We start from the raw sequence: 18,984 nt of genomic DNA on the forward strand, positions 1-18,984 counted from the left end.
CCTGCCTACGTTAAGTGGTATTTCATGACAAATTTTCGAAGCATTGCGGATATCAGACGTGAATATGGTGAGTTGAATTTAAGCGAAGAATTACTTCCTGATGATCCCATAGTGCAATTTACGCAATGGTTTGAAGATGTTCTAAAGAATGAGAAAAATGATCCTACGGCCATGGTTTTATCTACAGTAGATGATAAGGGCTATCCCGATTCTAGAGTTGTCTTGTTAAAAAGTTTGAATGAAGGTAATTTTGTTTTTTATACTAACTATCAAAGCGCAAAAGCAGCACAAATCAAAATGAATCCTTATGCGGCACTTAATTTTTATTGGCCGCAAATGGCACGACAGGTTAGAGTCCGGGGGCAGGTAAAACAAGTTGAGGAAACGCAATCTGATCTTTATTTTTTATCCAGGCCAATTAAAAGCCAATTTAGCGCGATTGTCTCACCACAAAGCCATGAGATTAAAGATAGGCAATCATTAGAAAATGCTTTAAATGAATTGATAGAAAAGCATGGACAACAACCTATCGTGCGCCCAGATTATTGGGGAGGATATATGATTATTCCTGACCAAATAGAGTTTTGGCAGGGAAGAGATAATCGGCTACATGATCGAATTCAGTATTTTCGGCAAGATGAGCAATGGAAATATCATCGTTTAGCACCATGATGGCAAAATTTGCCGGCAAAAAGTAAATTTACATCACATCTTTATTTTTAATCTCCCTTTTTGTTCTTCTTCTAATTTTTTTGTTTTTTTAAGAGACAAAAAAAGTTGGCCCAGAAATTGCTTCTATAATTATAGAAATATAAAAATAACTATTATTTCTTAGCAAAATAAAAAATTGTCAAAAATTAGTAAATGTTTTGAATTGGTAAAGAAGCGTTAATTTAAAGTCGTAAAATTGTTTTAAATGTAGAAATTATTGACAGTATTAAATAAGCATACTGAATACATAAATAGAGGGTACAATCATGAACGACATAACAGCCTTACTACCACATATTAAATTACGTTTTAACATTGAGCATCCAAGTTATGAAGACAGTTACGCATTTGGATACGAATGCGCTCTTGCGGACATAGCCGAAGAAGATAATCCTTTTCTTATAGGTAGTCAACAAGCAGAGCATTGGTTAGAAGGATGGTGGGATGCAATGGAAGGAGAGCAACCACTTTTTGAGTTAAACTCTCAAGCACCGGAAGTGCCTTCAGTAATCAATGAAATTGCTGCAAATGACCAAGTGTATTGCCATAAACATAGTTTTTTATCACTGGTTATTGAAATTAGTGGCGCTATAGCAGCTTCTGCATTAGTTGGATACCAATTATTTGAGTTGGTAGCCTAATTTTAGAGGAATCGAGACTATAGTCTAAAAAACATAACTCTCGCCTATTTATGTAGTGTTGCTCATTAGTCCAATTTCTCTTCTCCCAATAGGGAGAAGGAAATATCATCTTAAAAAATGAGTAGGTCTGTTTTTTTAGAATTGTAGAGATGGAATTATTTTTTGAATAATTTTAATACAATTGAGCGCATACGAGTAATTTCAGAAGGATTAAATTCTTTATATATTTCACTGCCTATATTGAGGCATACAGTGACATTGTCACCAAGCCCTTTAAGTAAATCCACCCCAGATAACTTGAGTAGCTTAATTTCTTCAGCTATTTCAGAAGCCCACGAATTAAGATAACTTATTTCAGTAAACACGGGCAAAAAAATCTGACCATTTTCTTGCAAAAATAGCACTTTTGGTTCGTTTTCAGTGCCTTGTTCAATTGGAATGATAAAGTTAGCTTTAATAAACTCAAGATAAGCCTTATTCGCCTCCTTCGTATTTCCTGCTGAAAGAAGAGCCTCTTTTATTGCAAGATTAAGAGCATTCATTTTAAGCCTTAAAAAAAATTAAATAAGCACTATTATTATAACCTTATTCTTTATGTAGCGTAACACTTAGTATATAACTAGATAGTAGGAAGGGGTTCCTACAAAAGAAATCAAACCATGTGTTGAAATAAATGACAACAACAGTATAATGTGATCCTTGCTTTGCAAATTTTTTGCTCATTTTTGTATAAATATTGGGGCTTATTGATATTTATACTACAGTCGATGTTTTCAGCATTAGTAGAAAATATAAATGGCCCTGGTACGGGGCTTTGCTTTTTGATATACCAATGCGGTTAGTAACCCTTCGATGAAACAAAGCGAATTAGAATTTTTATTAAAATAGAGAATTTATGAACAAAATGCATGAATCTAGAGTAGAAATTTATAACCGTAAGAGTTATCTAGGATTTGCTTGGTTAGTTTGGGGATTAGCTGCTGCTTTTTATTTCTCAGATTATATGGCTCGTGTGGCCCCTGGGGTAATGCACCGATACTTGCAAATTGATTTTGGAATTAATGAAGCAGGTTTCGGCATATTAACTGCTTCGTTTTATGTGCCCTATATTTTGATGCAAATCCCTGTAGGACTTACTGTAGATCGTTTAAGTATCCGTTGGTTACTTACTGTGATGTCCTTAGTCACTGCTTTTGGTTGCTGTGTTTTTGGTTTAGCAGGAAGCCTATTTATGGGCTCAATTGGTAGAATGCTTATAGGTTTTAGTGCTGCGTTTGCTTTTGTATGTTCGCTGCGATTGGCTACATCTTGGTTTCCTCCGACAATGCTAGGTTTACTAGCCGGTTTAACCCAAGCATTAGGAATGTTAGGTGCTGCAGCAGGAGAAGCCCCTGTTTCCTTTTTAGTGAGTAACGTAGGATGGCGTCATAGCATGCTGATTATTGCCTTCCTATTTATTGCTCTTGCTGCCTTGCTCTATCAATTTGTACAAGATAAACCAGGGGAGCATCGAAGTGAGGTGCGTTCTACAAATCAATTAAGTATCTTGCAGAGTTTAAAAATCGTATTATCTTGCAGACAAACTTGGTATAACGCGCTCTATGCAGGATTTTTATTTGGTCCAACAGCTGTTATTGGTGAGGCAATTGGCCCTGCTTATTTGCAATTTGGTAGAGGATTGGGTATGCATGCAGCTGCTTTCGCTACAGGATTAATTTTTATAGGCTGGGGAATTAGTGGTCCTTTATCAGGCTGGCTCTCCGATAAAATAGGACGTCGCAAGCCACTTATGATTCTTTCAGCGATATTCGGTATCATTTTCACAAGTTTATATGTATATAGTCCAACTTTAAGTCAAAATTCAGCTTATTTACTGTTCTTTGCTTTTGGTGTTACTAACACAGGTGTTGCGATTGCGTATGCGGTTTCTACTGAAATACATGATAGAAATGTTATTGGAACTTCAATCGCATTTACCAATATGATTTCAATATTTGTTGGTGCTTTATTACAACCTTTAGTCGGACGTTTAGTGGATATGGTGTCAGGGGCTCGTGCTTATAATGTTGAGACTCTGTTATTGTCAGATTTTCAGGCGGGTTTGAAAATATTGCCATTTTGTTCTTTGATTGCATTAATACTGGCTTTTATGGTTAAGGAAACTTATTGTAAATCAATAAAACATACTTAATCTTGTTTATTCATTGCCGCAAAATTACTAGGACTGTTTTTTTATAACCGTATCGCACTCCTATGTTATTTGCTGTTATACTTCGTACTGCAGTTTTGTTGTAGCGAATTAATAACATGGAGAACAGAATGAAAAAATTTGCAGGATTAGTGATTATCCTGGCCGTTCTAATTCTAGGCGGATATTATGGCATGGGTGTTCTTACTGAAAAGTCCATTAGAAAGACTATTGAAGTAATCGATCAATCAAACGGTTTATATGCTGATATTGAACAATACCACAGAGGGTTGTTTGATTCTGAGGCTAAAATTAAATGGCGTTTACATATTCCTGAGCGTGTTGTAACCGATGCTAATGGACAAACCCAAACTCTTCCTGCTCAAGATTATAGAACAGAGATGCCATTAACAATTCACCACGGTCCAGTTATTGTTGCTAATAGTCATATACGTTTTGGATTAGGATATGCAGAAGCAGTTTTCCCATTCCCACCACAATATAACGATCAGTTTAATGCACAATTCACACAAGACTCAATAAAACCACAATTGGATTTAAGTATATTTGTTAATTACCTTAATGAAAGCACTGTCGACTTTAAAGTTCCTACGTTTAAATTACTTGCAAAAGATGGTTCTGGTAATTTTGAATGGTTAGGGATGGATTCTAGTACAACCATGACTTCGGGAGTGACGAAAGTTAAGGGTAATGTTGTTTTAGATGGATTGAATGCAATTAAAGACGATACCAAAATTACTTTAAGCAAGGTGACTAGTGATTATGATTTGCACGAAACACCAGCCGGGTTGTATTTGGGTGATGCAAATTTTAGTTTGCCAATTTTTGATGTTTTTGTGAAAGATCAAAAAATGTTTGAGATTAATGGTCTTGTCATCAAATCAGATAGCGATATTGAGCAACACCTTTTTAATACGCATTTTAATGTTAGCTTAAAATCCATGTTAGCCAACGGTCAAAATTATGGTCCAGGAGATTTAGAAGTTGCATTAAGAAATCTTGATGCTGATGTATTAGCTAAAATCAATGCGCAAACACGGGCTATGCAAAATGGTGATGAGGTGCAACGCCAACAAGCAATGCTCGCTTTGTTACCTGAATTACCGAAATTATTTAGTAAGGGTGCGGAGTTTGAAATATCTCAACTCAGCTTCAAAATTCCTCAAGGACAGATTGAAGGAAACCTTTATATTACTTTGCCTAAAGGAGAGAATTCTAATCCTTTTGAATTAATGCAAAAAGTTCAAGGTAAAGCTAAATTACAAGTTCCTGCTGAAGCAGTAAAAGAAATTATGAAACAGTCAATAATACAGCAGCTAGCTAAAGAGCCTGATTTACAACAAGCCTTAGTGCAACAATTACAGGCGAATCAAAGTGCTAATCAAACTGCAGGCAAAACCAATCAGCCAGCACTAACTCCTGAACAACTAGCTGATATGCAGACTGAAAAACAATTAAATGCATTACAGCAATCTGGTTTAATTATTGTTCAAGGTACAGATTACATCATCGAAGTCTCTTTAGAGCAGGGTAAATTTATAATTAATGGCAAGCCTTATGATCCTTCAATGATGAAGTTCTAGAGGAAAAATTTTAAGGTGTAGTTTGCAAAAGCGGTCTACACCTAATTAGAACTTTTTGAACTTGTAATGAATATTGATTATTGATTTTTAATGCGGATTTGTTAGTTGGCCCTTGTTTCAAGTGGCTTGATTCGGTAATATACTTTTTTTAAAAAGAGGAGCTAATAATAATGACAACAATCAGTAATGAAGTAGTGGATAACACCGCTTCTCTGGCTGAAAGCGTAACTCTTTCAGTGCAAAAATACTTTTCAGAACTTAAAGGAACTGATCCTGTTGACTTATACCAGTTTGTACTCGAAGAAATTGAGACCCCGTTATTTCGTGCCGTTATGGAGCATTGCAAGTATAATCAATCTAGAGCTGCAATAATGCTAGGTATTAGTCGAGGAACATTGAGAACTAAATTGCGCCGTTATTTTGATGATAAGTATGTAGGCACACGTGATTAGTTTAAATTTCATAAGGAGCTAATAAGCTCCTTTTTTTAATCCATAGTATTTGTGTTAAGTGAAGGCGTTCACTTAGCAAATTAAGCATGCACAAACTTTACAGATCCTAAAGAACACCAATTATTCCAGAAACCACAACTTCTTACCGTTTTTAAACCTTCTGCTTTAACGGTGGGTGCTGTTTTTCAAAAACCTAGGGTTGGTGTGGTGATGCCGAAGCTTAATCTCATTTATGTTGTCTATATTAACGTGAGTTTCGTATAAGAACACGTGGTTTTACTTCAAATCGTTCGAGATGAAAATTGGATCCAAATAGTTTTTTTAGCCTAAACAGACGTTAAGTAACTGTATAAATACAGCAGAAAATGTAATGAGAATTATGTATTTATTTTGTAGCCATTTTTCAAAGAGGATGGGACGCCAAGGAGGTTTGTAGCCTGTTTCCCAGGCTACAGGCTATGCTTTATTCAGCAAACATAGAACTTACGGATTCTTCTATATTGACCCGTTTAATGGCTTGTGCAAGCATTTCGGATAAACTAACAACACGAATTTTTTCGCATTTACGTGCCTCAGCTGATAAAGGGATGGTATCAGTTACTACTATTTCATCAAGACAAGAGTTTTTAATATTATTTATTGCATGCCCAGATAATACAGGATGAGTAATATATGCTCTTACACTATGGGCGCCATTTTTTTTGAGCTCATGAGCGGCTGAGCAAAGAGTACCAGCAGTATCTACAATATCATCAACAATAATGCAGCTTTTATTAGTAGGATCACCAATAATATGCATTACTTCAGATTTATTAGGGCCGCTACGCCGCTTATCAATAATGCATAATTCCGCATGATCAAGTCGCTTCGCTACAGCTCTAGCTCTAACAACCCCACCTACATCGGGGGAAATTATCATTATGTTTTTTAAATTTTGCTTTGTGATGTCGTCAAGAAGTATGGGCGTGGCATAGACGTTATCAACGGGCATATAGAAAAAGCCCTGGATTTGATCCGCATGTAAGTCAACTGTAAGAACTCGGCAAATCCCTACGGATGCCATCATGTCAGCAACAACCTTTGCTGTAATAGGGACACGAGCGGATCGAACACGTCTATCTTGTCGAGCATAGCCAAAATAAGGAACTACCGCTGTAATACGAGCAGCAGATGATCTTCTTAATGCATCTGCCATAGTTAATAGTTCCATTAAATTATTATTTGACGGGGCGCAAGTGGATTGAATTATAAAAACATCTTTGCCACGGACATTTTCTAAAATTTCAATCATGGTTTCTCCATCACTAAAAGTACCAACTGTAGCTTGACCAATAGGTATTTTTAAATGAGAAGAAATTTGTTGTGCTAACTCCGGATTCGCATTTCCGGAAAAAATCATCATTGTGGACATGTGTATAAAGCCTTCGATCTAGGTTAATCATTTAACTTAAACACATAGCAGAAGACAGCCAAAAAGATATTATTATTATTTGAGCATTACAAGAACGCATCCTTCCAGGTTATCTTCTGCTGTCTGTTTACTTGAATCAACAAGAAAGTGGCAGGGGTGCTAGGATTCGAACCTAGGTATGCAGGGATCAAAACCCTGTGCCTTACCGCTTGGCGACACCCCTAAAATTTGTAGATTCTTAAATACTCCGTGCATTAACTACGTTCATCCCTACAAATGTGTTGCGTATTTTGCAGTGGTTTTTGAAACATGTCAACTTTGAAAGCAATAATTTTTTGTATTTTTTAAATAAACTAGGAATTGACATTAAAGCAAGAATAACATATAGGATGAGCCTTTGATAGGGCTCATCAAGCAGATATTGCTGGAAAATTTATACAGTCCAATTTTGAATGACCATTTTAACCATTACCCCATTTCCTTGTAGATGAATCATACTTGGAAGATCAGTGCCTTTGACGGAGGTGTATTTAGCGAAATTAATTGTATATCCACTTTGTTTTAATTGGGTTAAATGGTTATATTGATCTCGATGTTCTGCTGCAACTGAACCAGGAGCAGGTAATCCTCTTACCCAATAATAAAGATTGTTTACAGGTAATCTAATCCCAGTTTGTTGGGCAAGTAGCTCGTCAGCATTGTGAGATGTAATTTTTTTTGGCCCATCTTGGAAGGTAACTGTATTCCCTTTTTTGTCGATGAGTACTGTTCCGCCTCCTAAAGGACCCATTAAACGAATTTGATAGGTATTAGGGCCATTTTGCACCCAGTTCATAGTAGCTGACCATCCCTTAGATTTGCTTTTAGCGGCCATTGCACCACGAATTTCCCACGATGAAATTGTTTCGGTTTTTTCTTTACGTTGTTCTACGGGTATGACTTTATTTTCAGGCAATTCGGCTGCTGGTCGAGGAGGGGCACAAGCGGTTAAAAGACAAACAGGAATGATTGCTAGCTTTATTAAATTATTCATTGATCACCTCAAGTCCTTTTTTGTAGTTTTTCAATTAACAATACGCTAGACTGTTGTGATATGCAATTAGTCTTAACCATAATGAAATTAAAAGCAATTTATCCTGGCACATTTGATCCTGTTACTAATGGACATGTTGATATTATCAGTCGAGCAGCTAAAATTTTCCCTGAAATTGTTGTGGGTGTAGCAAGCAATAAGGCAAAACGTCCCTTTTTACCCATGGAGACAAGAATCAATCTGCTGCAAGAGTCTCTGGCACATTTACCAGGAGTTTCCGTTCTAGGTTTTGAGAACTTATTAATTGATTTTGTATTAGAGCAAAACGCGGGGATTATTTTGCGAGGTTTAAGAGCGGTATCTGATTTTGAATATGAATTTCAATTGGCTGGAATGAATAGAAAATTATCAAAAAAAATAGAAACTATCTTTTTAACCCCATCAGAAAATTTAATGTTTATTTCTTCTACTTTGGTGCGAGAAATCGCATTTTTAGATGGAGATATTTCTCAGTTTGTTCCTTCTTGTGTTGTTAGAGAGTTAAAAAAGAGACAAAATGAAAATCAAACTACGAAAAATTCATAAGAGTATTTGCCTTGTACTTTGCGCTAATTTATTTTATGCCAATACGAATAGTTTTGCAGAGCAATATAATGCAAAACCTCCTGGGTATGCGGTCGCAAGTGCTCATCCATTAGCTACCAATGCAGGGCTGGAAATTTTAGCTCATGGAGGGAATGCCTTTGACGCTGCGGTAGCTGTATCAGCAGTGTTGGGTGTTGTTGAACCTTATCATTCTGGTTTGGGTGGTGGAGGATTTTGGCTATTGCATCAAGAAGATCAACATAAAAATATTTTTATCGATGCTCGTGAAACAGCACCTATGGCTGCCAAACAGGATATGTATTTGGCACCAGATGGTAGTGTGGTACCGGGTTTATCGCTAAATGGGGGATTAGCAGCAGCAATTCCTGGAGAACCTGCCGCTTTAGCATATATTGCAAAAAATTATGGGCGATTACCTTTGGAGAAAACTCTTGCCCCTGCTATTAGATTGGCAGAAAACGGTTTTCCAGTGGATAAACAGCTTTATACTTTCTTGAAGAATGAAGATAGATTTAGGCAAATTAAAAAATACCCGGCTACTGCAGCAATTTTTCTAAAAGATGGGCGACCTTATTTAATCGGCGATCGCTTAGTACAAAAGGACTTGGCGAAGACATTAAAGTTAATTGCTAAAAAGGGAGAACAGGGTTTTTATACGGGGGAAGTAGCAGAAAAATTAGTCAAAGGTGTCAATGGTGCAGGCGGGATTTGGACCTTGGCTGATTTAGCTCAGTATCGGATTAAGGTAAGAGAACCTTTAATAGGAGCCTACCATAATATGCTTATTATCACGGCTCCCCCACCTTCAGCAGGCGGCATTGCTTTATTAACAATGCTGAATATATTGTCTCACTATCCTCTTGCTTCATTTTCTAAAGTGCAATGGATACATTATCTGGTCGAATCTATGCGGCTTGCTTATTGGCAAAGGGAGCAATTTTTAGGAGATCCTGATTTTGTGAGTATGCCTGTAGAGAAGTTAATTTCTGCAGAAAATGGTAAGCAATTAAGTACCTTAATTTCCCCAGATAAAGCTACTGCAAGTTCGGTTTTACAAGGACAATCAAAAAAAACTACAACTAAATCCCCGGGCTCTACAAGTACAACACATATCTCGATTATTGACGCCGAAGGGAATCGTGTTGCCGCAACGATGACCATAAATTATATTTTTGGCTCTAGCGTTGTCGCTGAAGGAACTGGTGTTTTGTTGAATGATGAAATGGATGATTTTTCAAGCAAAGTCGGTGAAGAAAATGTTTTTGGTATTGTTGGGGCTGATAAAAACTCTATTGAACCTGGCAAAAGACCCTTATCAAGCATGACGCCTACATTTCTCGAGTTACCGGGACGAGTTGCGATTTTAGGCACTCCAGGAGGTAGTCGTATCCCTACGATGATATTAATTGCATCTTTGGTGTTTAAAGATGCGTATGGCGCAATCAGTATGGTTTCTGCTATGCGTTTCCATCATCAGTATTTACCTGATATTTTGCAGTTTGAACCGGATACATTTCCACCAACAATTCAAGAAGCTTTAACAGCAATGGGATATCGCCTGATGCCATTAGGACAATATTATGGTGATATGCAAGCAATTACGTGGGATAAGCAAAGCAATGTATTAACTGCTACATCTGATCCACGAAATATAGGCTTGGCCGCATCAATTGTGAATCAACAAAGAGGATATGGGGTAGGGTATTAATGATATTTCAGGAGTCCTATTATTTCCAACAGCAAAGGGATGTTGCATCGAAGCGAAGAGCCTCTGGGTATGCGGGATAACTATGCCTTTTAACTTAATGGCAGTGCATACTATAGTGTATTACTTTCTCCAACCAACTCTTTAATTGCAATGAAAGTTTGTTTAATCAACTCTTCTTTATTTCCTAAAGTAAATTGAGAAGCATCAATTGGTTTGCCTATATGAATTTCTGCTTTTTGCTTTAAATGAATATTAAAGCTTCGGGCGGGTAGAATATTATTTGCTCCACGGATTCCTATAGGAATAATTGTAGCTTTAGATTGAATCGCCGTAATAAAGCCTCCTTTTTTAAAATGGCCAAGTTGTCCATCTTTAGAGCGAGTGCCTTCAGGAGCAATCCACATGACAACTCCACTTTCCATGAGCTGCTGGGCAAAAGCTAAATCCTTAATAGCCTGGTATTTATTTTTTCTGTCTATAAAAGGAAACTCTGCTGCTGCCATTGCCTTACCCATTAAGGGAATTTTTGCGAGCTCTTTTTTTGAAAGCATCCGAATGGAGTGATTTGGAAAGGCCTTAAAAGCAAGTGGGATATCATAGGCGCTCGAATGATTACACATAATAATGGTCGCTTTTCCTGCTTGTGGCTGAATATTTAAGGGATTAATGACTTTATATTCAACTTGCACTTCATTTAATAATTGATCAACCCAATGGTGTAGTGCCTTGTCAGTCCACGAGCGGTTTAAAGTACTAAGAAAATACTTAGAGATACAGCGAATACTAGTTACTGCCGTATAAAACATTAAAGCGCAAATAACCCAGGCAGTTCTAAATTGATTTATTTTCATTATCGTTGGGATAAAGTAAGTTAGCGCTAATATAACGTAAGTTGAATGGATTGCCCAGAACGTTTTTTAGTATTATAAAAAACCTACTCGACTATGGTGAATGAAGTCTAATTTTTCTTGTTAGAGTCCTCATTTTTGGCATTTAGGACAAAAAGTAGAGTTACGCCCTCCAAGAATAACTGATTCGATTGGATGTTGGCATTGCATACACGGCTGATTTTTTCGGCCATATACTTTAAGTGAGATGCTAAAATAACCGGGTTTGCCATCGAAAGCATAAAAATCTTTTAAAGTAGTGCCTCCGCACGCGATGGCCTGTTGAAGTACTTCTTTAATGTGCGCAGCTAAGTTGAGATGAGCTTCTTCGGAAAGCATTTTTGTGGGGGTGCACGGATGAATTTTAGCTAAAAAAAGACTTTCTGTAGCATAGATATTACCTACGCCCACAACAATTTTATTATCCATAATGAATGATTTAATCGGTTTATTTTTATTTTTTCCTTTTTGAAATAAATAATGACCATTAAATTCTTCTGAAAGCGGTTCTTTGCCTAAATGAGCAAGAAGAGGGTGTTCATATGGATTTTTATCAATATAAAGAAATAGGCCGAATCGTCTAGGATCATAAAATCGTAAGAGAAGATTATTGTCTAGCGCTACGGTAATATGATCGTGTTTTTGAGGAGTGCTACTGCTTCCGGCCATTCTTAAGTGTCCTGACATTCCTAGATGAATGAGAAGATAGCCTTGGGTCAGGTGGATCAATATATATTTTGCTCTACGGGTAACCGTAATAATTTTTTTACCAATACACCATTCATTTAAGTGATTAGGAACAGGTATCCTCAGCCTTGGATTATGAACGCTAATTCTGCTAATTGTTTGTCCTTCCAGATGGAGTTTAATTCCTTCTTTTGTGGTTTCAACCTCGGGTAGTTCTGGCATTATTTTTTGTCATTGTGTTCAATAATTCTTCCTTCGCTTTTTTTGACTACATCTGTGGTCGTTTTAGTGTTTGAAAAGAGAATTTGTCTTATTGTCGCTATTACCCACAGAGTGCCGCCGATGATAATGCCCCAAATTAAAACATACGAGAACATGAATAACAGGCCTAAGAACAATGCAATTGCCATCCCTGCTATAACGAAAGGAACTAGAGCCTCAAAAATTTTTGCAAATGGGAATTTCTCATTCATATCATTATTCCTAATCTTAATTATTATAATTATCGGCTACTTAATGAAATGTTGCAACGTAAAGCGTAAAATTGTGTTATTCTTAGTATCATATACAATATTCAAGGATGTATTGGAATTATTGAGATTCACTAAGGAAATTTCTTAATTTGCATGTTTGCATTTGAAGCGGAGTAATTATGGTTTTTGGTTATTTGAACCTGTCTTTTTGGGGATATGTGATTGCGACATTGATTTTGACGCAAATCACTATCGCAGCAGTAACGTTATACCTTCACCGAAATCAAACACATCGAGCTCTGACTTTGCATCCTATTGTCAGTCATTTTTTTCGTTGTTGGCTATGGTTAACTACTGGGATGGTTACGGCAGATTGGGTTGCTATTCATCGTAAACACCATGCATCAGCTGATGTAGAAGGTGATCCCCATAGTCCTGTAGTTTTTGGTATTAAAAAGGTCTTTTGGGAGGGCGCTGAACTTTATCGATCGGCTCGTAAGAATAGAGAAATGGTTGCCAAATACTCTCATGGTACGCCTAAGGATTGGGTAGAGCGAAATATTTATTCTCGTTATTCTGCCAGAGGAATTTGGCTCATGTTTTTCGTCGACTTATTTTTATTTGGTGTGCCTGGAATTACCATTTGGGCAATTCAAATGATGTGGATACCTTTTTTTGCTGCTGGAGTCATCAATGGAATTGGGCATCATTGGGGTTATAGGAACTTTGAATGTCCTGATGCGGCAAGAAATATTTTTCCTTGGGGATTTTGGATCGGTGGGGAAGAGTTGCATAACAACCATCATACTTTTGCTTCTTCAGCAAAATTCTCCGTTAAATGGTGGGAGTTTGATATAGGTTGGATGTATATTCGCATTCTTTCCTTTTTAGGTTTGGCTAAAGTGAAAAAATTGCCACCTAAGCTTGCTATGGATGCAGGTAAATTACAGGTCGATTTAGATACAGTGAAAGCAGTGGTTTCTAATCGATTCCAAGTGATGTCAAATTATTATAAAGGCGTGATTAGACCAATACTTCAACAAGAAAAAAGCAGTGGTGTTGAAAGTAAAGAAGATAAAAAGCTATTTTCTCGTGCAGGAAGCCTTTTGAGGCGTGAAAATTGCTTGTTGACTACGAAAGCAAAAATTCGTTTATCAAATTTGCTTGAAGCTCGTGAACAATTGCGTGTTGTTTATGCCTACAAGCAGTCTTTACAAAGCATTTGGCTAAAAACAGCGTCTACTCAAAAAGAGTTAGTTGAAGCCTTGCAGCAATGGTGTCGGCAGGCAGAAGAGTCTGGCCTTGAAGTTTTAAGACAATTTGCGCAACAAATAAAAGGATATGTGCCTGTTTATTACAAGTAATTATTTGACCACTTTTCTTACCCATCATTTTAATGGTTTAAAGATGATGGGTTTTTAGTTCAAATTTTCTATAGTACTATTTTATTATCGCAATAACAGGGAGTTGTTTATGATGAAAGGCGTAGCAATAGTAACTGGAGGAACAGGGGGTATCGGTACAGCTATTTGTCAGCGATTGGCTTCCGACTTCCAGGTGGTGGCATGTTATTTTAAGCATGGGAAACATGAAGAAGCAAAACAATGGCAAGACGAGCAAAAAAAGCTAGGTTTTGATATTGATATCGTTTATGGAGACATCGCTCAATTCGCAGATTGTGAAAAATTAATTTCCCTCGTCATGGAACGTTATGAGCGTATTGATGTACTAGTAAATAATGCGGGCATTACCCATGATTGCAGTTTGCGCAAAATGACTCCAGAAAACTGGCATAGCGTGATTGAGGCTAATTTAACGAGTGTATTTAATATAACTCGCAATGTTATTCCAATAATGATTGATAGAGGTGTTGGTCGTATTGTAAGTATTTCTTCCATTAATGGAAGAAAGGGTCAATTTGGTCAATGTAATTATGCTTCTACTAAATCTGCTTTATATGGTTTTAGTAAAAGCCTTGCGCTGGAAGTAGCAGGTAAAGGGATAACTGTGAATACGATTTCTCCGGGTTATATAGAAACTCCCATGCTTTCTTCTTTAAAAGAAGAGGTACTTAATTCAATAATATCAAGCATCCCTGTTGGACGTTTGGGTCAGCCTAAAGAAATTGCGGATGCTGTCGCTTTTCTAGTGTCTCCAGATAGTGGTTTTATCACGGGAGCTAACTTGGACATTAATGGTGGCCAGTATATGTAAGAGATAATATCCTGGTTTTTAAAGTCAGGATATTCTTAATCACTTTTAGTCTGTCTTTTTTTAAAGAATAGAGAATTGTATGCACAAAAATAATATGGCGTTGATTACTGGCGGTACTGGTGATATTGGTACTGCGATAGCTCAAGAATTAGATGCATTATATAAGCATGTTTTTGCTCTTGATTTAGTTTCTGAAGAACAAGGTCAAACATGGGAAAATGAATTAAAGGAACAAGGATATAAAAATATTCATTTTCGCCATATGGATGTAACGGATTATGAGCAATGTGGCAAGGTTATTTCTTCGATTATTAAAGACTATGGCAATATTGATGTGTTGATTAATAATGCAGGAATTACTCGAGACGCCGTATTTACCAAAATGACAAAAGAGCAATGGGATGAAGTGCTTACTGTTAATCTTGATGGAATGTTTCATGTAACTCGTCATGTAGTTGAAAACATGAGACAAAACGAATATGGCCGAATTGTTAACGTTTCTTCTGTAAATGCACAAAAAGGCCAATTTTCACAAGCGAATTATGCTGCATCAAAGGCAGGTGTTTATGGGTTTACAAAAAGCTTAGCGCAAGAGTTAATGAGTAAAAATATTACTGTGAATAGTCTTTCCCCTGGCTATGTAGATACTCGATTGATGAAGGGGATTAGGCCTGACATCCTCGAAGCAATCATTGACCAAATTCCTGCAAAACGGTTAGCCCAAACTCAGGAAATCGCCTGGGCAGTTGAGTTTTTGATTAGCGAAAGAAGCCGATATATAACTGGGGCTAATTTGAGTATCAATGGCGGTCTTCATATGTATTAGAATTTCAGTATTTATGAATGAATTTAACTAAAATCTTTTCGCTATATCATGAGAGAATAATGACTCGTTTAATAAAAAAATATAAGAATCGTCGGCTTTATGATACTGAGACTAGTCAGTATATAACTCTAGAAGAGTTACAACATTATGTTGTAGATAATGTATCGTTTAAAGTAGAAGATTCTCTAACAGGAAAAGATTTAACTAACTCTATTTTATTGCAGATTATTGTTGAGATGGAGGCAGGTCCTACTCAATTTTTATCTCCTGAGATTTTACGACAAATCATCTCTTTGGCGAATCATCCTATGCAGGCCTCTTTAAAAGAGATGATGGAGCAAATGTTTCAAGTAATGGAAAAGCCATTACAAAATAATCCTTATGTCCAGGCAACTGAAACCTGGAATCAACAGATGCAGAAAATGATGCAGCAATGGCAAAGCTTATTTAAAGGTTAATTCTCACGCCATTCTTTTTTATGTTGCATTGCAAAAAAAATAGCTCTAACCCATTGACAAATTTATAACATATAGACTAATATAAAATTGTGCATTGCAACATATTGGAGAATATCATGTATCAACAAAACTTTGAAAAATGGACTGAAATAGCTAAGAAAATTCAAGAGCCTTTTCAAGCTATGACTGAATTAAATGTTAAAACGCTACAAGGCATTAATTACCTAAAACCTGAAGAAATCGCAAGTATCAAAAAGCCAGAAGAATTATTAGAGAAACATATTAATCTGGCTGTTGAAAATGGGCACAAAACTTTGGATTACCTCCAAAAATCGTTTCAAATTATTGAGAAAGCGATGTTAGGTTTTGTCCAAGAAGCCAAAAAAACGGCTGCTGAAACAAAACATTAATGCACTATGTGTCTTGAAAAGCAGCTCAACTAATTCAGTTTGAGCTGCTGCCATTCTTCCAGTATATCACTATAATCCAAATACTCCTGTTTTCGAATAAATTACAGTAAACCCAGTTTCGGGTATTTTCATCAAAAATGTACCAAATATGCTTTTTATTATGTCGCACCTACGTTAATTTAGTAGATTCAAGCGCTTTTTCTGGGTTAAAATGCATAAAGTTATCTCATCTTTAGGTAATCTCTCAATAGGTTTGGAGAAAAGAAATAGCCTATATTCTGTGGTTGTACGCAAAATCTAGGAATTTTACTCTATGCCCTGTCTCCTTGAGGAGATACATTACAGGATACTTGAGTAGTTACCTCTTTATCGGCTACCTTCATTAGGGAGGAGGGAATTACTAAAATAGGGGCAATGATTGATTATTTTTCGTTATTTAGCCAAAGAAGTGTTGATCACTTTGATTTCGCTAACATCCATACTCGTGTTAATTTTTTTGAGTAACCAGCTGATTCAATATCTTAATCGAGCAGCCTCTGGTAGTATTCCAGGTGTTATCATCATGAAGTTGATGATGCTGGAATTGCCTACTTTGCTTTGTTTACTTATCCCTTTAGGTTTTTACATCGCAATGTTACTTGCTTATGGTCGTTTGTATGCTGAAAGTGAGATGACCGTATTACGTGCGTGTGGTTATGGCCCAAATAAATTGTTAAAACATAGTATTATTATGGCAACGGTAGTTGCTTTTATCGTAGCTATAGTGATGATTTGGGGGAGCCCTTTAATTTATATTGAGCGTGCTAAATTATTACGCTCTACTGGAATACAGACCCTCGTGCAAACCATTATGCCGGGACGTTTTCATGCCATTAATGAAGGTAAAGAGGTATTCTATGTACAATCGATGAGTCGAGATCATAGTAAAGCTGAACAAGTATTTCTTGCAAAACGAACTAAAGTGGACGATAAAACACGTTGGGATGTATTATGGGCGGATCAAGCTTTTGCAGAAACTGATCCAAAAACAGGCGAGGATTATATCATTCTGCAAAATGGTAAGGAGTATCAGGGAGTTCCTGGCCATGCTGATTATCAAATTGCTGAATTTGGACAGTATAAAGCACGATTACCACATCCTGTAGTAAAGATATCTGAAGATTTTCGTACCATAAGCACCGCTAATTTATTTCCATTCAATAATACAGATCGTGCTAAAGCAGCTGAGTTACAATGGCGTTTTTCTGTACCCATCATGGTATTTGCTTTGACTTTGATCGCAGTTCCTTTAAGTCGTATTAATCCTCGATCAGGTAAGTTCGCCAAGTTATTACCTGCAATTATTATTTATATTGTATATGCTAACTTATTATTCATTGCACGAGATGCTATGGTGTCTGGGAAAATGCCGCAATGGTTAGGTTTATGGTGGGTACATCTGTGTATCATTGCATTTGGATTATTGCTGATCTGGCGTAATCAGGCAAAACTGGCATGACTATGAAAATATTAGATCGTTATATCGCGAAAACAGTTCTTGGATCTATTGGCCTAGTTACTTTAATGCTAATTGGTCTCCAAATTTTCATTTTATTTGTTGATCAGATAAGTGATTTGGGACGAGTTGATTATGGGATCGTGCAAGCTACTTTTTTTGTGATGTTACAAATGCCTTATCAAGTTTATTTATTTTTTCCCATGGCAAGCCTTCTTGGTACTTTAATTGGTCTAGGGATCTTAGCCAATCATAGTGAATTAGTCATTATGCGTGCTTCAGGTATGTCCATAGGTCAGATCACTTGGGCAGTATTAAAGGCATCCGTATTACTTATTGTATTTGTTACAGTTTTAGGCGAGACCTTAGTCCCATACTTATCTCATTATGCCAATGATTATAAAACAGCCGCGATTAGTGCTGGTCAAACTTTGCGGACTTCAAAAGGGTTTTGGCTGCGTTATAACAATGATTTTATTTCAGTGGGCGTAGTGCGTTCCAATAATATATTGAATGACATTTATCAATTTCGCTTTGATAATCAGCACCATTTAAAAATGTCGCGTTTTATTCGTGAGGTCCGACATACGCCAACCGGATGGGTAGCCTATGATGTGCAACAAACAGAGTTTAGTGGCGATCAAACGAAAGCACAGACTTTTGCTTCATTTCCTTGGGATGTTTCGGTAAAACCTAAGATTCTGACCATTAGCAGTATTGATCCTGACGAAATGAACTTACGTGAATTGAATCGATACATAAGAGAGCAAAAACTGAATCATCAAAATGTACATAATTATCAGTTTGCTTTTTTACAACGGCTTATTCAACCATTTACAACTATGGTTATGATGATTCTTTCCATCCCATTTATTTTTGGGCCTTTACGCTCAACTACTATGGGGTCGAAGTTATTGGTTGGTGCTGCGGTAGGGTTTAGTTTTCATATTTTAAATCGCTTTTTTGGCCCGCTAAGTACCGTATTTCAATTGCCACCGGAATTATCGGCATTGGGACCTACTGTTATTTTTGCATTATTGGGACTGTATCTCATGAGAAGAGTAAGGTAGCGATAATTAAGCAAGCATTCCGAAGTAACAATATTTGTTCTAAATTTTTACCTTGTAGCAGGGCTCTTTAATAGATTTTCTGCTGTTGCAGGGGATGATGTTCTTGCAAA

Annotated in this window: 20 protein-coding genes and 1 tRNA gene; 14 read left to right on the top strand and 7 right to left on the bottom strand. The window is 36.7% G+C overall.

Annotation, left to right across the window (positions count from 1 at the left end; genetic code table 11):
• Window positions 1–24: 24 nt before the first annotated feature.
• Window positions 25–672, top strand: a complete 648-nt coding sequence (gene pdxH / locus Lsan_RS02705; RefSeq protein WP_058512997.1) for a pyridoxamine 5'-phosphate oxidase — start codon at window positions 25–27, stop codon at window positions 670–672.
• A 305-nt stretch (window positions 673–977) separates the two neighbouring features.
• Window positions 978–1,352, top strand: a complete 375-nt coding sequence (locus Lsan_RS02710) for a hypothetical protein (RefSeq protein WP_058512998.1) — start codon at window positions 978–980, stop codon at window positions 1,350–1,352.
• Window positions 1,353–1,507: 155 nt separating this feature from the next.
• Here Lsan_RS02710 and Lsan_RS02715 read toward each other — a convergent pair whose 3' ends face one another.
• Window positions 1,508–1,894 carry an SseB family protein gene (locus Lsan_RS02715; protein WP_058512999.1) on the bottom strand — a complete coding sequence of 129 codons (387 nt, stop codon included), beginning with the start codon at window positions 1,892–1,894 and terminating at the stop codon, window positions 1,508–1,510.
• Between the two features lie 353 nt (window positions 1,895–2,247).
• On the opposite strand from Lsan_RS02715, the gene Lsan_RS02720 reads away from it, so the two are divergent.
• The 3 genes from Lsan_RS02720 (at window position 2,248) to Lsan_RS02730 (ending at window position 5,596) form a co-directional block, all read left to right on the top strand.
• Complete coding sequence (locus tag Lsan_RS02720; RefSeq protein WP_058513000.1) at window positions 2,248–3,543, top strand: MFS transporter; 1,296 nt, start codon at window positions 2,248–2,250, stop codon at window positions 3,541–3,543.
• 128 nt (window positions 3,544–3,671) lie between these two features.
• Complete coding sequence (locus Lsan_RS02725) at window positions 3,672–5,144, top strand: YdgA family protein (protein WP_058513001.1); 1,473 nt, start codon at window positions 3,672–3,674, stop codon at window positions 5,142–5,144.
• Between the two features lie 170 nt (window positions 5,145–5,314).
• Window positions 5,315–5,596: a helix-turn-helix domain-containing protein gene (locus Lsan_RS02730; RefSeq protein ID WP_003633193.1), complete on the top strand. Its 282-nt coding sequence runs from the start codon at window positions 5,315–5,317 to the stop codon at window positions 5,594–5,596.
• A gap of 463 nt (window positions 5,597–6,059) precedes the next feature.
• On the opposite strand, the gene Lsan_RS02735 is transcribed toward Lsan_RS02730, so the two are convergent.
• The 3 genes from Lsan_RS02735 to lolB all read right to left on the bottom strand — a co-directional run bounded on the left by Lsan_RS02735 (window position 6,060) and on the right by lolB (window position 8,040).
• Window positions 6,060–7,007: a ribose-phosphate pyrophosphokinase gene (locus Lsan_RS02735; protein ID WP_058513002.1), complete on the bottom strand. Its 948-nt coding sequence runs from the start codon at window positions 7,005–7,007 to the stop codon at window positions 6,060–6,062.
• A 148-nt stretch (window positions 7,008–7,155) separates the two neighbouring features.
• A tRNA-Gln gene (locus Lsan_RS02740) sits at window positions 7,156–7,230 on the bottom strand.
• Window positions 7,231–7,440: 210 nt separating this feature from the next.
• Window positions 7,441–8,040: a lipoprotein insertase outer membrane protein LolB gene (lolB, locus tag Lsan_RS02745; RefSeq protein ID WP_058513003.1), complete on the bottom strand. Its 600-nt coding sequence runs from the start codon at window positions 8,038–8,040 to the stop codon at window positions 7,441–7,443.
• A gap of 60 nt (window positions 8,041–8,100) precedes the next feature.
• On the opposite strand from lolB, the gene coaD reads away from it, so the two are divergent.
• Together coaD and ggt are read left to right on the top strand one after the other, a co-directional pair.
• Entirely contained in the window at window positions 8,101–8,625 is a 525-nt protein-coding gene (gene coaD / locus Lsan_RS02750; protein WP_058513004.1) for a pantetheine-phosphate adenylyltransferase, read from the top strand.
• Complete coding sequence (ggt, locus tag Lsan_RS02755; protein ID WP_058513005.1) at window positions 8,597–10,354, top strand: gamma-glutamyltransferase; 1,758 nt, start codon at window positions 8,597–8,599, stop codon at window positions 10,352–10,354. The genes coaD and ggt overlap by 29 nt, the downstream gene beginning before the upstream one ends.
• Window positions 10,355–10,464: 110 nt before the next feature.
• Here ggt and Lsan_RS02760 read toward each other — a convergent pair whose 3' ends face one another.
• The 3 genes from Lsan_RS02760 to Lsan_RS02770 all read right to left on the bottom strand — a co-directional run bounded on the left by Lsan_RS02760 (window position 10,465) and on the right by Lsan_RS02770 (window position 12,401).
• Entirely contained in the window at window positions 10,465–11,205 is a 741-nt protein-coding gene (locus tag Lsan_RS02760) for a lysophospholipid acyltransferase family protein (protein ID WP_058513006.1), read from the bottom strand.
• A gap of 129 nt (window positions 11,206–11,334) precedes the next feature.
• The gene (mutM, locus tag Lsan_RS02765; RefSeq protein WP_058513007.1) at window positions 11,335–12,150 is read right to left on the bottom strand and encodes a bifunctional DNA-formamidopyrimidine glycosylase/DNA-(apurinic or apyrimidinic site) lyase; all 816 of its coding nucleotides are present in this window, start codon (window positions 12,148–12,150) and stop codon (window positions 11,335–11,337) included.
• Window positions 12,150–12,401 carry a hypothetical protein gene (locus tag Lsan_RS02770; RefSeq protein WP_058513008.1) on the bottom strand — a complete coding sequence of 84 codons (252 nt, stop codon included), beginning with the start codon at window positions 12,399–12,401 and terminating at the stop codon, window positions 12,150–12,152. Before Lsan_RS02770 ends, mutM begins: the two co-directional genes overlap by 1 nt.
• A gap of 179 nt (window positions 12,402–12,580) precedes the next feature.
• Here Lsan_RS02770 and Lsan_RS02775 point away from each other — a divergent pair, with 179 nt between their 5' ends.
• The 7 genes from Lsan_RS02775 to lptG all read left to right on the top strand — a co-directional run bounded on the left by Lsan_RS02775 (window position 12,581) and on the right by lptG (window position 18,874).
• Entirely contained in the window at window positions 12,581–13,765 is a 1,185-nt protein-coding gene (locus Lsan_RS02775; protein WP_058513009.1) for a DesA family fatty acid desaturase, read from the top strand.
• 109 nt (window positions 13,766–13,874) lie between these two features.
• A complete protein-coding gene (gene phbB / locus Lsan_RS02780; protein ID WP_058513010.1) occupies window positions 13,875–14,615 on the top strand; it encodes an acetoacetyl-CoA reductase in 741 nt (246 codons plus the stop codon).
• A gap of 79 nt (window positions 14,616–14,694) precedes the next feature.
• A complete protein-coding gene (gene phbB / locus Lsan_RS02785) occupies window positions 14,695–15,441 on the top strand; it encodes an acetoacetyl-CoA reductase (RefSeq protein ID WP_058513011.1) in 747 nt (248 codons plus the stop codon).
• Window positions 15,442–15,500: 59 nt separating this feature from the next.
• Window positions 15,501–15,899 (top strand): polyhydroxyalkanoate synthesis regulator DNA-binding domain-containing protein, encoded by a 399-nt coding sequence (locus Lsan_RS02790; protein ID WP_058513012.1) that lies wholly within the window; start codon window positions 15,501–15,503, stop codon window positions 15,897–15,899.
• A 116-nt stretch (window positions 15,900–16,015) separates the two neighbouring features.
• Window positions 16,016–16,309 carry a phasin family protein gene (locus Lsan_RS02795; RefSeq protein WP_058513013.1) on the top strand — a complete coding sequence of 98 codons (294 nt, stop codon included), beginning with the start codon at window positions 16,016–16,018 and terminating at the stop codon, window positions 16,307–16,309.
• A 418-nt stretch (window positions 16,310–16,727) separates the two neighbouring features.
• The gene (gene lptF / locus Lsan_RS02800; protein WP_058513014.1) at window positions 16,728–17,807 is read left to right on the top strand and encodes an LPS export ABC transporter permease LptF; all 1,080 of its coding nucleotides are present in this window, start codon (window positions 16,728–16,730) and stop codon (window positions 17,805–17,807) included.
• The gene (lptG, locus tag Lsan_RS02805; RefSeq protein WP_058513015.1) at window positions 17,804–18,874 is read left to right on the top strand and encodes an LPS export ABC transporter permease LptG; all 1,071 of its coding nucleotides are present in this window, start codon (window positions 17,804–17,806) and stop codon (window positions 18,872–18,874) included. The genes lptF and lptG overlap by 4 nt, the downstream gene beginning before the upstream one ends.
• Window positions 18,875–18,984: the final 110 nt, after the last annotated feature.

The sequence above is a fragment of the Legionella santicrucis genome, assembly GCF_001468135.1.
In the GTDB taxonomy this organism is placed as follows: domain Bacteria; phylum Pseudomonadota; class Gammaproteobacteria; order Legionellales; family Legionellaceae; genus Legionella; species Legionella santicrucis.

Bases quoted from the DNA above. Each gene is read 5' to 3' on its own strand.
- phbB (WP_058513010.1), top strand. From the start codon at position 13,875: ATGATGAAAGGCGTAGCAATAGTAACTGGAGGAACAGGGGGTATCGGT.
- Lsan_RS02735 (WP_058513002.1), bottom strand. From the start codon at position 7,007: ATGTCCACAATGATGATTTTTTCCGGAAATGCGAATCCGGAGTTAGCA.
- Lsan_RS02715 (WP_058512999.1), bottom strand. From the start codon at position 1,894: ATGAATGCTCTTAATCTTGCAATAAAAGAGGCTCTTCTTTCAGCAGGA.
- Lsan_RS02775 (WP_058513009.1), top strand. From the start codon at position 12,581: ATGGTTTTTGGTTATTTGAACCTGTCTTTTTGGGGATATGTGATTGCG.
- lolB (WP_058513003.1), bottom strand. From the start codon at position 8,040: ATGAATAATTTAATAAAGCTAGCAATCATTCCTGTTTGTCTTTTAACC.
- Lsan_RS02790 (WP_058513012.1), top strand. From the start codon at position 15,501: ATGACTCGTTTAATAAAAAAATATAAGAATCGTCGGCTTTATGATACT.
- ggt (WP_058513005.1), top strand. From the start codon at position 8,597: ATGAAAATCAAACTACGAAAAATTCATAAGAGTATTTGCCTTGTACTT.
- lptG (WP_058513015.1), top strand. From the start codon at position 17,804: ATGACTATGAAAATATTAGATCGTTATATCGCGAAAACAGTTCTTGGA.
- mutM (WP_058513007.1), bottom strand. From the start codon at position 12,150: ATGCCAGAACTACCCGAGGTTGAAACCACAAAAGAAGGAATTAAACTC.
- Lsan_RS02725 (WP_058513001.1), top strand. From the start codon at position 3,672: ATGAAAAAATTTGCAGGATTAGTGATTATCCTGGCCGTTCTAATTCTA.
- Lsan_RS02760 (WP_058513006.1), bottom strand. From the start codon at position 11,205: ATGAAAATAAATCAATTTAGAACTGCCTGGGTTATTTGCGCTTTAATG.
- coaD (WP_058513004.1), top strand. From the start codon at position 8,101: ATGCAATTAGTCTTAACCATAATGAAATTAAAAGCAATTTATCCTGGC.
- Lsan_RS02720 (WP_058513000.1), top strand. From the start codon at position 2,248: ATGAACAAAATGCATGAATCTAGAGTAGAAATTTATAACCGTAAGAGT.
- Lsan_RS02770 (WP_058513008.1), bottom strand. From the start codon at position 12,401: ATGAATGAGAAATTCCCATTTGCAAAAATTTTTGAGGCTCTAGTTCCT.
- phbB (WP_058513011.1), top strand. From the start codon at position 14,695: ATGCACAAAAATAATATGGCGTTGATTACTGGCGGTACTGGTGATATT.
- Lsan_RS02795 (WP_058513013.1), top strand. From the start codon at position 16,016: ATGTATCAACAAAACTTTGAAAAATGGACTGAAATAGCTAAGAAAATT.
- pdxH (WP_058512997.1), top strand. From the start codon at position 25: ATGACAAATTTTCGAAGCATTGCGGATATCAGACGTGAATATGGTGAG.
- Lsan_RS02710 (WP_058512998.1), top strand. From the start codon at position 978: ATGAACGACATAACAGCCTTACTACCACATATTAAATTACGTTTTAAC.
- Lsan_RS02730 (WP_003633193.1), top strand. From the start codon at position 5,315: ATGACAACAATCAGTAATGAAGTAGTGGATAACACCGCTTCTCTGGCT.